This window comes from Streptomyces sp. NPDC018000 (assembly GCF_044328025.1).
Classification (GTDB): Bacteria; Actinomycetota; Actinomycetes; order Streptomycetales; family Streptomycetaceae; genus Streptomyces.
Map to the genome: position 1 here is coordinate 143,609 of NZ_JBIRGM010000011.1, position 13,573 is coordinate 157,181.

16 protein-coding genes are annotated in these 13,573 nt (G+C 69.3%); 3 read left to right on the forward strand and 13 right to left on the reverse strand.

What is annotated here, in order from left to right; genetic code table 11:
• Nucleotides 1–154: 154 nt before the first annotated feature.
• The 12 genes from ACH4EW_RS22390 to ACH4EW_RS22445 all read right to left on the reverse strand — a co-directional run bounded on the left by ACH4EW_RS22390 (nt 155) and on the right by ACH4EW_RS22445 (nt 10,875).
• A complete protein-coding gene (locus ACH4EW_RS22390) occupies nt 155–367 on the reverse strand; it encodes a hypothetical protein (RefSeq protein ID WP_018551753.1) in 213 nt (70 codons plus the stop codon).
• An 88-nt stretch (nt 368–455) separates the two neighbouring features.
• Complete coding sequence (locus tag ACH4EW_RS22395) at nt 456–596, reverse strand: hypothetical protein (protein WP_398259480.1); 141 nt, start codon at nt 594–596, stop codon at nt 456–458.
• A gap of 209 nt (nt 597–805) precedes the next feature.
• A complete protein-coding gene (locus ACH4EW_RS22400; protein ID WP_398259482.1) occupies nt 806–1,087 on the reverse strand; it encodes an acylphosphatase in 282 nt (93 codons plus the stop codon).
• A 109-nt stretch (nt 1,088–1,196) separates the two neighbouring features.
• A complete protein-coding gene (gene mutM, locus ACH4EW_RS22405; protein ID WP_398259484.1) occupies nt 1,197–2,102 on the reverse strand; it encodes a bifunctional DNA-formamidopyrimidine glycosylase/DNA-(apurinic or apyrimidinic site) lyase in 906 nt (301 codons plus the stop codon).
• Nucleotides 2,103–2,196: 94 nt separating this feature from the next.
• Nucleotides 2,197–3,021, reverse strand: a complete 825-nt coding sequence (rnc, locus tag ACH4EW_RS22410; RefSeq protein WP_114246886.1) for a ribonuclease III — start codon at nt 3,019–3,021, stop codon at nt 2,197–2,199.
• Between the two features lie 19 nt (nt 3,022–3,040).
• Entirely contained in the window at nt 3,041–3,214 is a 174-nt protein-coding gene (gene rpmF / locus ACH4EW_RS22415; protein WP_003965982.1) for a 50S ribosomal protein L32, read from the reverse strand.
• A 2-nt stretch (nt 3,215–3,216) separates the two neighbouring features.
• Entirely contained in the window at nt 3,217–3,888 is a 672-nt protein-coding gene (locus ACH4EW_RS22420; protein WP_398259486.1) for a YceD family protein, read from the reverse strand.
• A 147-nt stretch (nt 3,889–4,035) separates the two neighbouring features.
• On the reverse strand, nt 4,036–5,118 hold the full coding sequence (locus ACH4EW_RS22425; protein ID WP_398259571.1) for an ATP synthase F0 subunit B: 1,083 nt from the start codon (nt 5,116–5,118) through the stop codon (nt 4,036–4,038).
• A gap of 99 nt (nt 5,119–5,217) precedes the next feature.
• The gene (gene coaD / locus ACH4EW_RS22430) at nt 5,218–5,697 is read right to left on the reverse strand and encodes a pantetheine-phosphate adenylyltransferase (protein ID WP_398259573.1); all 480 of its coding nucleotides are present in this window, start codon (nt 5,695–5,697) and stop codon (nt 5,218–5,220) included.
• 26 nt (nt 5,698–5,723) lie between these two features.
• A complete protein-coding gene (gene rsmD, locus ACH4EW_RS22435) occupies nt 5,724–6,308 on the reverse strand; it encodes a 16S rRNA (guanine(966)-N(2))-methyltransferase RsmD (RefSeq protein ID WP_398259488.1) in 585 nt (194 codons plus the stop codon).
• 115 nt (nt 6,309–6,423) lie between these two features.
• Nucleotides 6,424–8,694 (reverse strand): ATP-dependent DNA helicase RecG, encoded by a 2,271-nt coding sequence (recG, locus tag ACH4EW_RS22440; protein WP_398259490.1) that lies wholly within the window; start codon nt 8,692–8,694, stop codon nt 6,424–6,426.
• Nucleotides 8,695–9,252: 558 nt separating this feature from the next.
• Nucleotides 9,253–10,875 carry a DAK2 domain-containing protein gene (locus ACH4EW_RS22445; RefSeq protein ID WP_398259492.1) on the reverse strand — a complete coding sequence of 541 codons (1,623 nt, stop codon included), beginning with the start codon at nt 10,873–10,875 and terminating at the stop codon, nt 9,253–9,255.
• Between the two features lie 258 nt (nt 10,876–11,133).
• Between ACH4EW_RS22445 and rpmB the strand changes: the two genes are divergently transcribed.
• Nucleotides 11,134–11,319, forward strand: coding sequence for a 50S ribosomal protein L28 (rpmB, locus tag ACH4EW_RS22450; RefSeq protein WP_030928661.1), 186 nt, complete (start codon nt 11,134–11,136; stop codon nt 11,317–11,319).
• 188 nt (nt 11,320–11,507) lie between these two features.
• Here the strand turns inward: rpmB and ACH4EW_RS22455 are convergent, their stop codons facing one another.
• Nucleotides 11,508–12,479, reverse strand: a complete 972-nt coding sequence (locus tag ACH4EW_RS22455; RefSeq protein WP_398259495.1) for a thiamine-phosphate kinase — start codon at nt 12,477–12,479, stop codon at nt 11,508–11,510.
• Between the two features lie 323 nt (nt 12,480–12,802).
• On the opposite strand from ACH4EW_RS22455, the gene ACH4EW_RS22460 reads away from it, so the two are divergent.
• Both ACH4EW_RS22460 and ACH4EW_RS22465 read left to right on the forward strand, forming a co-directional pair.
• The gene (locus tag ACH4EW_RS22460; protein ID WP_398259497.1) at nt 12,803–13,036 is read left to right on the forward strand and encodes an Lrp/AsnC family transcriptional regulator; all 234 of its coding nucleotides are present in this window, start codon (nt 12,803–12,805) and stop codon (nt 13,034–13,036) included.
• Nucleotides 13,037–13,056: 20 nt separating this feature from the next.
• A complete protein-coding gene (locus ACH4EW_RS22465; protein WP_398259499.1) occupies nt 13,057–13,542 on the forward strand; it encodes a DUF3515 domain-containing protein in 486 nt (161 codons plus the stop codon).
• The last annotated feature ends 31 nt before the right edge of the window (nt 13,543–13,573 follow it).

Here is a 13,573-nt window from a genome sequence, read left to right on the forward strand (position 1 = left end):
GTGTGCGGTGTTGCTGATGCAGCGCATGACGGATCAAGGACATGTCACGGTGGTGACAGATCAAGAGCAGTGATCTTCAATGATCCGGCGACGATCCGGGTGATGATCTCGGACGGCTGACGCGGACAGCCCGACCGGCCCTGGGGGCCATCGGTCAGGTCAGCGCGGGTTCCGCCTGAGGAACGTCGATGTCGATGCTGTCGAGCAGCGACTCTTGGTGCTGGGCGGCGGCGTTGAGTGCGTCGTTCTCGTCCTGAATCCGTACAAGCTCGGATTCGAGGTCCTGGACGCGCTGCTGGAGCCGTCGCATCTCGGCGAGGAGTCGCGGGTCGGAACCGCCGACATAACCGAGAAGCGCCTTTGCCATGATGGATGGTCCTCCACACTGAGTGACCGACCGATGCGGTGTGGGTCGTGAGGGAATCGCACCCGCGGTGCTCGGCAGTGCTCTGTATTCACTGCTGTTCTGCTGCCAAACAGCTCTGCCAAACAGCTAAGGTGCGCGGGGATTTCAGCGTCTCACCAAAAAGTTTGACGGTCAACACGATCACGCCCGGTAGAGACGGGGACCCGGGGGCGCGCGGCTTGACGATCATGCGGCGCGACTCTCCTGCGGGGCCCTCGGGGGCGTGGAGATCATCCTTACTGCCGCAGCCTGGCATGCCAAGCGAATCTTGGCAACCACCCGGACATTTCGCAGGTCATTTCATGTGTGCGCAGATGAGCGCCCACCCCGTCACCCCGCGCTGCCCATCGAACACATTCCGAACACAGCCTCCCGCGACGCAGCCGGATCGAGCCCGGATCAGCGGATCGCGAAGCCCTCGTATCCGCCGCGCGGGGTGTCCCAGATCTCAGTGACTCCGTCAACGCGCCCGGGTGTGTCGTCCGAGCGCAGCCATTCCAGCAGACGGTGGCAATCCTCACGCCGTCCCTCGGCGACGACCTGCACCCTGCCGTCGTCGAGATTGAGGGCGAATCCGGTGAGGCCACCGATCTCCAGAGCGTTTGCCCTGGTGAACCAGCGGAACCCTACTTGCTGTACTCGGCCGCGAACCCAGGCGGTGAGCCGTACATCTTCGTTCATGCCCGAACGCTAACCGGCGGATTGCTCTCGGAGCACTTCCCCCCACCAGGGATGGGCCGGCAGGTCGCCGAGCGGCTGCTCGGACTGTTCGAGCTCGTCGAGGGCCGGATTACGCCGAGGTCCGCCCGAGCCCGAAGGTCCGGGACGGGGAAGCCGCGCGCGGCGGTCGCTGACAGCGCGGGCAGAAATAGCTGGAGCGGTTCATCCACGGGCGGCGGCGCATCGGCGTACCGCAGCGGTGGCAGGGCTCGTCCTCTCGCCCGTACGCGTCGAGCGAACGGTCGAAGTAGCCGGACTCGCCGTTCACATTGACGTAGAGGCTGTCGAAGCTGGTGCCGCCCTGGTGGAGCGCCGCGTTCATCACGTCGCGGACATGGCCCAGCAGCTCGGCCGACTTGGGTCGGGTGAGGGTCGCGGTCGGCCGGTCGTAGTGCAGCTTGGCGCGCCAGAGCGCCTCGTCCGCGTAGATGTTGCCGACTCCGCTGATCAGCGACTGGTCGAGCAGGGCGCGCTTGACCGTTGTACGGCGCAGTCGCAGGGCCGTATGGAAGGCAGCGTCGTCGAAGGCCGGGTCCATGGGGTCGCGCGCGATGTGCGCGATGGTGTCGGGCAGCCCGTCCGTGCTGTCGGCGGCGCATTCGTGGAGCGAGAGCCCGCCGAAGGTCCGCTGATCGACGAAACGCAGCTCGGTGCCGAGCGAGTCGTCGAAGCGGATCCGGATGCGCAGATGCTTCTCGTCGGGGGTGTCCTGCGGCTGCACGAGCAGCTGGCCGCTCATGCCGAGGTGGCCCAGCAGCGAGCTGGACGCATCGTCCAGCGGCACCCAGAGGTACTTGCCGCGGCGCATGGCCGTTCCGAGACGGGCGCCGCCGAGGCGGGCCGCGAAGTCCAGACCGCCCGCGAGATGGCGGCGGACCGCACGCGGGTGCAGCACCTCGACGTCACCGACCGTGCGGCCGGTGACCCAGCGCTCAAGACCGCGTCGTACGACTTCGACCTCGGGCAGCTCCGGCACGGTGTCGCTCCTGAAGAAAGTGAACTGGAGAAATGAAAAGAATATCCGGGCAGGGAAAACCCCTCGGTGCGCAGGGCACCGAGGGGTTCTCGGGTCAGGCCGGAGCGACGTCCGTGGACGGCGACGGGTCGGCAGGGGTGTCGGCGGCCCCTCCGTCGGCAGCGGCCTTCGCCGCGGCCTCCCGTGCTTCCGCGGCGGCGCTGATCTCGCGCCAGGCGGACTCCGCCGCCTGCTGCTCCGCTTCCTTCTTGCTACGGCCGGTGCCGGTGCCGTACGAGACACCACCGACGCGAGCAGCAGCAGTAAAAGTCTTCTCGTGGTCCGGGCCGGTCTCCGTGACGAGGTACTCGGGGACACCGAGGCTCTCGCTCGCGGTGAGTTCCTGGAGGCTGGTCTTCCAGTCCAGGCCGGCGCCGAGGTTCGAGGACCTGTCGATCAGCGGGTCGAAGAGCCGGTGGACCAGCTCCGAGGCCGCGCTGAGCCCCTGGTCGAGGTAGACCGCGCCGATCACCGCTTCAAGGGTGTCGGCGAGGATGGACGCCTTGTCCCTGCCGCCCGTGCCCTCTTCACCGCGGCCGAGCCGGATGAAGGAACCGAGTTCGAGGCCGCGGCCCACTTCCGCAAGTGCACGCGAGTTGACCACCGCGGCCCGCAATTTGGCCAGCTGGCCTTCGGGCAGGTCGGGGTGGGTACGGTACAGCGTGTCCGTGACCACCAGGCCGAGCACCGAATCCCCGAGGAATTCGAGCCGCTCGTTGGTGGGCAGACCGCCGTTCTCGTATGCGTACGAACGATGGGTCAGCGCACGCACCAGAAGGGCGGACTCGAGGTGATACCCGAGCCGCCCTTCCAGAAGCGTGTGGGACGAGGCTGTGTTGACGTTGTCTGCCTGCTTCTTGGCGTTGGACAACTCAGACATCGGGCCTCTCACCAGCCGCTCAGACCTCGAGGACCTGGCGCTTGTTGTACGTGCCACAGCTGGGGCACGCGATGTGCTGCAGCTTCGGCTCCTGGCAACGCTCACACGAAACCAGGGTGGGGACCGCAGCCTTCCACTGCGACCGGCGGTGGCGCGTGTTGCTGCGCGACATCTTCCGCTTCGGAACAGCCACGGCTACTTCTCCTGCTTCTCGTCGACGCCCGCTTCGGCGCCGCCCATGTTGTCCTTCTCGCCGTCCTGAACGGTGTCGGCGAGTCCTTGCAGTGCCGCCCAACGGATGTCGACGGCATCGTGGTGGTGACCGGGGTTCTCGTCCAGCCTGATTCCGCATTCGGAACACAGACCGGCACAGGACTCCCGGCACACCGGCTGCATCGGCAGTGCGAGCACCACCGCATCGCGCAGCACTGGTTCGAGGTCGAACAGGCCGTCCTCGATGAAGAGCCTGTCCTCGTCGTCCTCTGCGTCGTCGGCCGGTTCCGCCTTGCTGCTGCGGCCCCGGTCGTCGGCGTCAGGGTACGAGAACATCTCCTGGAAGTCCGCCACAACCTCTTGGTGCAGCGGCTCCAGACACCTTACGCACTCCCCCTCGGCCGACGCACGGGCGGTGCCTGTGACAAGCACCCCCTCCATGACAGATTCGAGACGGAGGTCCAGCTCCACGGGTGCGCCTTCCGGCACACCGATGACCCCGTCGATACCGAGGGCCGGCGAACCGGGTGCGTCCACCGTGCGGGTCAGCCGCTGGAGGGCACCGGGACGCCGACCCAGCTCGTGCGTGTCGAACACGAGGGGGTTTCGGTGATCGAGGTGGCCGTTCAGGGCTTTTCCTGCTTTCGAGATCATGTGCATCACGCATTGTGGGGAGGGCCGACCGGATTCGGATTCGAAACGGGCAGCCGGAATCGCGGACATACGCGCGACCGAGGAGCCAGGATACTGGACGCGCCGCCCAGCTCCCAATCCGGTCCGCCGGGCCCCTGTACCGCCCGGTCAGCGCCCCTGTTCGTACCGGCGGAGCTGGTCCAGGTCGATCATGCTGGTGTCGAACAGGCTGGTCTCTTCGAGGGCGCTCTCGCCCTGCGGCTGGAGCGCCTGCTGGGGCTGCATGGGCTGCTGCTGCCAGCCGTCGTACCCCTGGACCGGGGCCTGGGCCTGGCTCTGGTCGTAGCCCTGCTGCTGATAGGCGGCGTACGGGTCCGACTGCTGCTGGTACCCGTAGACGTCCTGCTGCGGCTGCTCCTGGTACGCGTATGTCTGCGCTGTCTCCGCGTAGCTCGGCTGGGTCTGGGCGGGGAAGTGCGGCTGAACCTGCTGGTGCACCGGCTCCGGCTCCGGGGTGGCGAGCCCGGCGAGGCCGGCCCAGTGGTCCTCGTCGCTGATGTGCCCCTGGTCGCCCGCCGCGTCCTGGGCGGCCACGTGCGCGCCGAGTTCATCCGTGGCGACCCGGCCGTGCAGCTTCTGCCGGCCGCGGCCGACCGCCTCCAGGGTCTTGGCGAGCACGGCCTCGAAGGCGCCGAGCTTGGTGTCGACGTACTCGTCCGCACGGCGCTGGAGCGTGGCCGGGTCGGTGCTGCGCTCGGGGGCCTCGGCGAAGTCCGGGTCCTCGTATCCCTGCTCGTCGAAGGGCCGGCCACGGCCGAGGAGCTTCTCGCGGCCCCGGTCGACGGAGCCGATGGTCTTGGTGAGAACGACCTCGAAGTTGGCGAGCTTGCTGTCGACGTACTCGTCGGCCTCGGCACGGACCTCCTCGGCCTCCCGGCGGGCCTCGTCGAGGATGCGGTCGGCCTCGCCGCGGGACTGCCTGGCGACCTCGGTCTCGGAGATCAGCGCGGTGCGTTCGGCGCGTGCGGTCTCGATGATCCGCTCGGCCTCCTGACGGGCCTGCTCGGCCATCTGCTCCCGGCCGCCGATGAGCTCCTGGGCATGGGCGAGCGAGCCGGGCAGGGCCTCGCGCACCTCTTCGAGCATCGCGAGCAGCTCGGCGCGGTTGACCACGCACGAAGCCGACATGGGCATGGACCGGGCGCTCCCGACCGCCTTGACGATCTCGTCGAGCTTCTTCTGCACGTCCACCGTGTGCTCGCCACTCTCTACAGCCGATTTGGAGACGGACGGGACGACTGTACGGCCAGTCGGCACCCGTCCGACACCGGGTGGCGGTCCGTCAGCTGCTCAGCGCTGAGCGAGGCGCTCGATGAGGGCGTCGTGGACCACCGGGGGCAGCAGGTGGGATACGTCGCCGCCCCAGGCTGCGACCTCCTTGACCAGGGAGGACGACAGGAAACTGTAGGTGGGATTGGTCGGCACGAAGAGCGTTTCGACGCCGGAGAGGCCGTTGTTCATCTGGGCCATCTGCAGCTCGTAGTCGAAGTCGCTGACGGCCCGCAGGCCCTTCACGATCGCCGGGATGTCGCGCTGCTTGCAGAAGTCGACCAGGAGGCCATGGAAGGACTCGACCTGGACGTTGCCGAAGTCCGCGGTGACCTGACGGATCAGGTCGATCCGCTCGTCGACCGTGAACAGGCCCTTCTTGGACTGGTTGATCATCACCGCGACATGTACGACGTCGTACAGCTTCGAGGCACGGCCAATGATGTCGAGGTGTCCATTGGTGATGGGGTCGAATGACCCTGGACAGACGGCGCGGCGCAACTTGATTCCCTCGCTCTCCGGTCCGGTCATCGTGCGTCTTCGCACGTAGAGGCGGCGCGACCGTACCAAAGCGTTCCCTCGCCGTAGCGACGGGCCCGCAGTGGCTCGAATCCCTTGGGCCAGTTGAATTCTCCGCCTCTGGTGCTGCGTTCCACGGTGACGAGCGCATCGACTGCGAGCCACCCCTGGGCACGGAGTGTGAGGAGTATCTCGCCTAGATCGTCGTCGGTCACGGCGTACGGCGGGTCCAGGAACACCACGTCGTACGGCTCCGCGGGCGCCGGTCCCGTCGCGATGTGTTCGGCTCTGCCGGTACGGACTTCCGCGCCGGGCAGGCCGAGTGTGCGGACGTTGTCCCGGACGGTGCGGACGGCCTTGGGGTCGGCCTCGACGAGCAGGGCGTGGACCGCGCCGCGGGAGAGCGCCTCCAGGCCGACGGCGCCGGAGCCCGCGTACAGATCCGCGATACGGGTGCCGTGGAGGCTGCCCAGGAGGGCCTCCCAGGTGGAGAAGAGGCCCTCGCGTGCACGGTCGGAGGTGGGGCGGGTGCCGGTGCCGGGCGGGACGGCCAGGCGGCGTCCGCCGGCCGAGCCGGCGATCACGCGAGTCATGGGTGTCTGGTCCTCGGTTCGTGGGTGGCCCACAGGGTGCTGCGGCGCCGTGTCACCCACGATATGGCGTCGTGGCGGATCGGGCCCGTGCACCCGTCGTCCCTTGTCACCCCTGTCATCCCTTGTCCAGGTACTGCTCGCGCTCCTTGTCGAGCAGCGCGTCCAGCGCGATCCGCAGCTCGGGCAGGTGCTCCAGCTCCGGGTCGGCGGCGACGATCGCGACGGCCTCCTCGCGGGCGGCGACGATGACCTCCTCGTCGTCGATGACGGTGAGCATCCGCAGCGAGGAGCGGACCCCGGACTGGGCCTGGCCGAGGACATCGCCCTCGCGGCGCTGTTCGAGGTCGATCCGGGACAGCTCGAAGCCGTCGAGGGTGGCGGCGACGGCGGAGAGCCGGGCGCGGGCGGGGCCGGCCTCGTGGGCCTCGCTGACCAGCAGGCAGAGCCCGGCGGCGGAGCCGCGGCCGACCCGGCCGCGCAGCTGGTGGAGCTGGGAGACCCCGAACCGGTCGGCGTCCATGATCACCATGGCGGTGGCGTTGGGGACATTGACCCCGACCTCGATGACGGTGGTGGCGACGAGAACGTCGACCTGTCCCGCGGCGAAGCGGCGCATCACGTCGTCCTTGTCGTCGGGGTTCATCCTGCCGTGCAGCACTTCGATGCGCAGGCCGGCGAGCGGGCCCTTCGCGAGCTGTTCGGCGATGTCCAGGACGGCGAGCGGCGGGCGCTTCTCGCCGTCGTCCTCGGCCGCCTTCTTCTTCCCTTTCTTGCCCGCCGTCTCGTCCTCGGCGTCGTCGCCGATGCGGGGGCAGACCACATAGGCCTGGTGCCCGTTCTCCACTTCCTCCCGGATCCGTTCCCAGGCGCGGCTGAGGAAGTGCGGCTTGTCCTTGGCGGGTACTACATGGCTGGCGATCGGTGAGCGGCCGGCCGGCAGCTGGTCCAGTACGGACGTCTCCAGGTCGCCGAAGACGGTCATGGCGACCGTACGGGGAATGGGGGTTGCGGTCATGACCAGCAGATGCGGCGGCTGCTTCCCCCTGGAACGCAGAGCGTCGCGCTGTTCCACCCCGAAGCGGTGCTGTTCGTCGACGACGACCAGGCCCAGGTCGTGGAACTGCACCTTGTCCTCGATCAGCGCATGTGTGCCGATCACGATCCCGGCCTCGCCCGTGACGAGGTCGAGCAGCGCCTGGCGGCGGGCCGCGGCGCCCATCGAACCGGTGAGCAGCACCACCTTCGTGCCCTGCTCGGAGCCGTCCGGCATTCCCGCCTGTCGCCCGCCGCCACCCTTCTGGGGAGGCGCTTCGCGCCACAGTCCCCAATTCTCGGCCAGCTCGCCCATCATTTCCGTGATGGACCGGTGGTGCTGCTGGGCGAGCACCTCGGTGGGTGCGAGCATGGCGGCCTGTCCGCCCGCGTCGACGACGCCGAGCATCGCGCGCAGCGCGACCAAGGTCTTCCCCGAGCCGACCTCGCCCTGGAGGAGCCGGTGCATCGGGTGCTCGGTCGCCAGGTCGTCGAAGATCTCCTTGGAGACCTTCTGCTGTCCTTCGGTGAGGGTGAAGGGCAGCTTGGCGTCGAAGGCGTCGAGCAGTCCGCCGGGCCTGGGGCTGCGGGCCACCGCCGGGAGCTGGGTGTCGGCGTACCTGCGGCGGGCCAGCGCGACCTGGAGGACGAAGGCCTCGTCCCACTTCAGCCGGTCCCTGGCCTGTGCGATGTCCGCCTTGGTCTGCGGGCGGTGGATCTTCAGCAGCGCTTCCGGGAGCGGGGTGAACCCGCGGCCCTCGCGCAGACTCGGCGGCAGCGGGTCGACGGCCTCCCGCGCGCTGGGGAGCACGGTGTCGACGGCCTTGGCGATCCGCCACGAGTCCAGCTGCTTGCAGGCCGGGTAGATCGGCAGCAGCCGTCCGGCGAAGGCGTCCACCGCTTCCGTGGCCTCGGCCCCGTCGATGGACTCGGCGTCCAGCAGCTGGTACGTGGGGTGGGCGAGCTGCATCTTCCGGTTGAAGACGGAGACCTTGCCCGCGAACATCGCCCGCCGGCCGGGCAGCAGTTCCTTGTGCGGTTTGTGGACGCCATGTCCGAAGAAGACCAGCTGGAGACGGCCGTTGCCGTCGGTGAGGGTCACCTCGAGGCGCTTGCCGCGGCCGTTGTTGAACATCATGATCCGGGCGTCGGCGACCTGGGCGACCACCGTCACATGCTCGTCCAGCGGGAGGTCGGTCAGCGCAGTGAGCCGGCCGCGCTCCTCGTACCGCCGCGGGTAGTGGTGCAGCAGATCACCGACCGTGTGCAGGTCGAGGTGGTCGGCCATCACCTTCGCGGTGGCTCCGCCGAGCAGCTTCTTGAGGGGTTCGTCGAACGCAGACACGCGATCCATTGCACACCACACCACTGACAGATGTCCGGCGGGCACCACGCGGAACGCCGGAATCCTCTGGTCGGAATTGTCGCCGCACCCCCTGGACCCGCTCCCCCGCTTCCGGCTCGAGATCGCCTTTCACGGGATCGCCCGACCCGCGCCGTCGCCCGAGGCGCTCGCACGCCACTGCCACGAGCAGTTCGGTTTCTCACCGGGTCACCGGGTGCATCTGAAGGAAATGCTGCCGGCGGCCGGGCCGACGAACTGCTGCCCGACCGGGCGTGCTCCGTGCGCTGTGTCAACCCCTGCGCGCCGAGGGCGAGTTGGCCACCGGATCGCGGAGGCGCTGGAGCGCGGGGCGGCATTCGTCACGGCTCCCGGACGGGCCCGGTTGCGTCTCCGGCTCGCCGAAGTCCCCGGTGGCACCAGTCAGTTCGACGAGGCGACCGAGCATGCGCCGGATGGGCGCGCCGGGCGGAGGCGGAGGCGCTGCTGAAGTACGTGGACGGGAATTCAAGGGACGGGAATTCAAGCCCGTCCGGCGCTTGAGGAGACCCGCGTCGGCCGCGCGCCGTCCTACTCCACCCCGATCAGCAGCGGAGCGCACTGGTGGCCGCCCCGGTACACCACGGTGTCGACCGCCAGATAGCCCTCGCGTACGTGCTCCTCCAACGCGTCGGCCAGGCTGTCGGGAACGTCCTCACCGAGGACCAGGGTGACCAGCTCGCCGCCCGCCGCCAGCATGCGGTCCAGTACGTTCCGGGCCGTTTCCGGTACGTGCTCGCCGATGACCGCGACGTCGCCGTCGATCAGGCCCAGGATGTCGCCGGCCTGGCAGATGCCCGCCATGGTCCAGGACTGCCGTTCGGCGACGGCGAGTTCGGCGTAGCGGGTGGCGCCGGCCGCGGCGGTCATCGCCACCACGTCCTCGTCGAAGCTGCGGCCGGGTTCGTGGACGGCGAGGGCCGCGATGCCCTGGACGGCGGCCCGGGTCGGGATCAGGGCGACCCGGACGCCCTCCGCGCGGGCCTGTTCGGCGGCGGCAGCGGCGGTGTGGCGCAGTTCCGCGTCGTTGGGCAGCAGAACCACCTCGCGGGCGTGCGCCCGGCGGATCGCGTCGACCAGTTCGCCGCTGGCGGGCCGCTCCCCGGGACGCGCCAGGACCGTCGTCGCCCCGGCCTCCTTGCACAGGCCGCGGAGCCCGTCGCCGGGGACCACCACGACGACCGCACGCTGCACGGGTTCGGTATGGGGGTGCACCCGGTCCGCGCCGAAGTGGGTGATCCGGATGCGGTACGGCCGCCCTGCCTCGACACCGGCCTCCACCGCCGCACCCGCGTCGTCGACATGCACATGGACGTTCCACAGCCCGTCGCCGCCCACCACCACGAGCGAGTCGCCGAGCCCGTCGAGCCGGGTCCGCAGCCGGTCCACGGCGTCGTCCGCGGCCTCCAGCAGGTAGATGACCTCGAAGGCCGGTCCGCCCTCCGCGCAGTCCTCCGGCGCGGAGACAGCGGAGACCACGGTCGCGGGCACCGCCACGTAAGTGCGCTCGGGAGCCCGGCCGGAGACCGCTTCGACGAGCGCCCCGAGCACTGTCACCAGGCCCTGTCCGCCGGCGTCCACGACGCCTGCCCGTCCGAGGACGGCGAGCTGTCCGGGGGTCGCTTCCAGGGCTGTCCGCGCTCCTTCGTACGCCGCGCGCGCGACCGCCGCGGTTCCGCCGTCGGCCGCTGTGCGCCCGGCGGCCTCGGCGGCTGCGGTGGCCACGGTCAGCACGGTGCCCTCGACGGGGTGGGCGACGGCCTGCCGTGCGGCCGCTGCCGCCTTGGTGAGCGCCCGGCGCAGATGGTCCGCATCGTGCCCGTCGGACAGCACTCCTGCCATGGCACGCAGCAGCTGGGCCAGGATCGTGCCGGAGTTTCCGCGGGCACCGATCAGTGCTCCGTGCGCCATGGCCCGTACCACGTCGGCGGCGACGGGCACGGTCGTACCGGTCTCGTGGGCGGCGAAGACCGCTTCGACGGCCTGGGCCGCGGACTCCACGGTCAGATAGAGGTTCGTGCCGGTGTCCCCGTCGGCGATGGGGTACACGTTGATCGCGTCGATCGCCTCGCGCTCCCGGCCCAGCGCCTCCAGGGCCAGTGAGCACCAGGTACGCACCGCGACGGCGCCCATGTCGTCGGCGGTCTGCGGCACCTGTCGGTCCTCCTCGAAATCGGCCGTGGGTGGCCGGCTGCACCGCAGAGTAGCCCCGTGCGCCGGGTCCGGCGGGGACAGGGGCGGGACGGGGGGCGGCTGAACCCATGGTAGTTTCGTTCCATCGACGCAGCCGTTGTATGCTGCTTCGGTTGCCCGATGAGAATCGGGCCATTCCTCTGGTGCCGCCACTTCAGTCAAATGAATCCGGCGCGCCGGAATTCACTGTAAGTGCACCTGAAGTCTTTGGAGTGACCCGTGGCTGCCAACTGCGACGTCTGCGGCAAGGGGCCGGGCTTCGGCAACAACATTTCGCACTCGCACCGCCGTACGTCCCGTCGCTGGAATCCCAACATCCAGCGCGTGCGTGCCGTGGTCGGTCGGACGCCGAAGCGGCTCAACGTCTGCACCTCGTGCATCAAGGCCGGCAAGGTCGCGCGCTGACGTTCCCGTCGTAGCGCAGCCTTCCGGTTGCCCAAAAAGCCGGTCCACCTCGGTGGACCGGCTTTTTGCTGTGCTTGTGGGGGCACTCGGGCGATCACCGGGGCGAGCGTGCACCGCCGCCGGAATCGGATCCGGCGACGGTGAGCACACGGGCGGGAGCAGCAGCGGACAGGGGCATACGCCGAAAGCTATTGGGCGTCCTCGATGTCCCCGAAATGGTCCCAGCCGCCCTTGCTGGTCCAGGGCGCCCCGTCGACCGTGACCTGCGGCAGCGCCGAGGGGTTGAGGACTTCGCCGATCACCTTCCAGCGGGCGGGCAGCTTCACGTCCGGCGGGAAGGTGGCGACGATCGCGTGGTCCTCTCCCCCGGTCAGCACCCACTGCATCGGGTCCACGCCGACGGCCTGCCCGATGTCGGACATCTGCGAGGGGATGTCGATGAGTCCGGAGTGCAGATCGATCCGGACCTTGCTGGCTTCGGCGATGTGCCCGAGGTCGGCGACGAGTCCGTCGCTCACGTCCGTCATCGCGGTGGCGCCGAGCCCGGCGGCCGCGGGGCCCGCGTGGTACGGCGGTTCGGGGCGCCGGTGGGCCTCGACGAAGGCACGGGGCGAGCGGAAGCCGCGGGAGAGCACGGCGTATCCGGCAGCGGACCAGCCGAGCCAGCCGGTGACGGCGACGACGTCGCCGGGCTGGGCACCGGACCGGGTGACCGGTTCATGGTTGCGCAGATCGCCGAGTGCGGTGATCGACACGGTGATCGTCTCGCCGCGCACCACATCGCCGCCCACCACGGCCGCGCCTGCGACCTGGCATTCGTCACGAAGGCCATCCATCAGCTCACCGGCCCAGGTGACCGGGAGTTCGACGGGGACGACCAGGCCGAGCAGCAGCGCGGTGGGCACGGCGCCCATGGCGGCGATGTCGGCGAGGTTCTGGGCGGCGGCCTTGCGGCCGACGTCGTACGCCGTCGACCAGTCGCGACGGAAGTGCCGTCCCTCCAACAGGACGTCCGTACTGGCCACGACCCTGCGGTCGGGAGCGGACACCACAGCGGCGTCGTCGCCGGGGCCGAGCAGTACTGCCGGAGTGGTGGTGAGCCGGGAGGTCAGCTCCCTGATGAGCCCGAACTCCCCCAACTCGCCCACGGTTCCCTTCACCGAGTCTCACCTCTCATCTATCGCCCCGGACGATCGTCCGGGCTGCTTCAGCGGCCGGGGGTCCGGACCGTGGACCGGCCGCCGCCGCAGGGAGCAGTCTGCACCCGTTGTCATCGGCGTACCTGTCCCCCTTTCGCACCGCTGCACTTGCGGTCGCGGGCCGTCACTGCTGTCGGTACTGTCAATGGATACGTCAACTTGTGTCTTGTCTGCGCCACGCTGTGGACGTCAACCGCCCCGTAGGTCTCCCCTCGGCCCGCGGCGACGCGATACCGTGGCGTCCCTTTCCCCCACATGATCCTCGTGGCCGCCCTGGAGGTTCCGTGGTACAGGCGTACATCCTTATTCAGACCGAGGTGGGCAAGGCGTCGACCGTCGCCGAGACCATCTCCAAAGTTCCGGGAGTGATCCAGGCAGAGGACGTCACCGGCCCCTATGACGTGATCGTGCGCGCACAGGCCGGCACGGTCGATGAACTCGGCCGCATGGTGGTCGCCAAGGTCCAGCAAGTGGAAGGCATCACCAGAACCCTGACCTGCCCGGTCGTTCATCTGTAGTCCCCGTCTACGCTGGGCCGGTGACATCATTGCGCCGGTTTTGCCGCCCCGTGTTCCTCGGTCCGTCCGTTGCCGCACTCCTGCTGGCCACGGCGGGCTGCTCCTCGACGGATACCGCGGCGTCGATCACGGTCCCCACACCGTCACCGGAAGCCGCAGCCTACTGCCGTGCACTGCACAAGGAGCTGCCGAAGACCGTTGCCGGGCTCGACCGCGGTGACACCGGGACGAAGTCCGAGCTGACCGCCATGTGGGGGGACGGAGCGATCGTACTGCGCTGCGGTGTCCCCCGGCCCGCGAAGATGGACGACCCGACGGCGAAGGGGATCGAGGCGAACGGCGTCAACTGGCTGCTGGAGCAGCCGGAAGGCGCCGGTCCGCGTTTTACGACGACCTACCGCAAGGCGTATGTCGAAGTGAGTCTCTCGACGGCGTACGCGCATGACGCGAGCCCGTTGGCCGCGTTCGCCCCGGCCATTCGGAAGACGGTTCCCAGCAGCCTGTAGGGCGTGCACTCCCGTTGCGGAGCGCACGCCC

Coding starts and splice junctions, on each gene's coding strand:
- rsmD (WP_398259488.1), bottom strand. CDS start 6,308: ATGACTCGCGTGATCGCCGGCTCGGCCGGCGGACGCCGCCTGGCCGTC.
- ACH4EW_RS22420 (WP_398259486.1), bottom strand. CDS start 3,888: ATGATCTCGAAAGCAGGAAAAGCCCTGAACGGCCACCTCGATCACCGA.
- recG (WP_398259490.1), bottom strand. CDS start 8,694: ATGGATCGCGTGTCTGCGTTCGACGAACCCCTCAAGAAGCTGCTCGGC.
- ACH4EW_RS22400 (WP_398259482.1), bottom strand. CDS start 1,087: ATGAACGAAGATGTACGGCTCACCGCCTGGGTTCGCGGCCGAGTACAG.
- ACH4EW_RS22395 (WP_398259480.1), bottom strand. CDS start 596: ATGATCGTCAAGCCGCGCGCCCCCGGGTCCCCGTCTCTACCGGGCGTG.
- ACH4EW_RS22390 (WP_018551753.1), bottom strand. CDS start 367: ATGGCAAAGGCGCTTCTCGGTTATGTCGGCGGTTCCGACCCGCGACTC.
- rnc (WP_114246886.1), bottom strand. CDS start 3,021: ATGTCTGAGTTGTCCAACGCCAAGAAGCAGGCAGACAACGTCAACACA.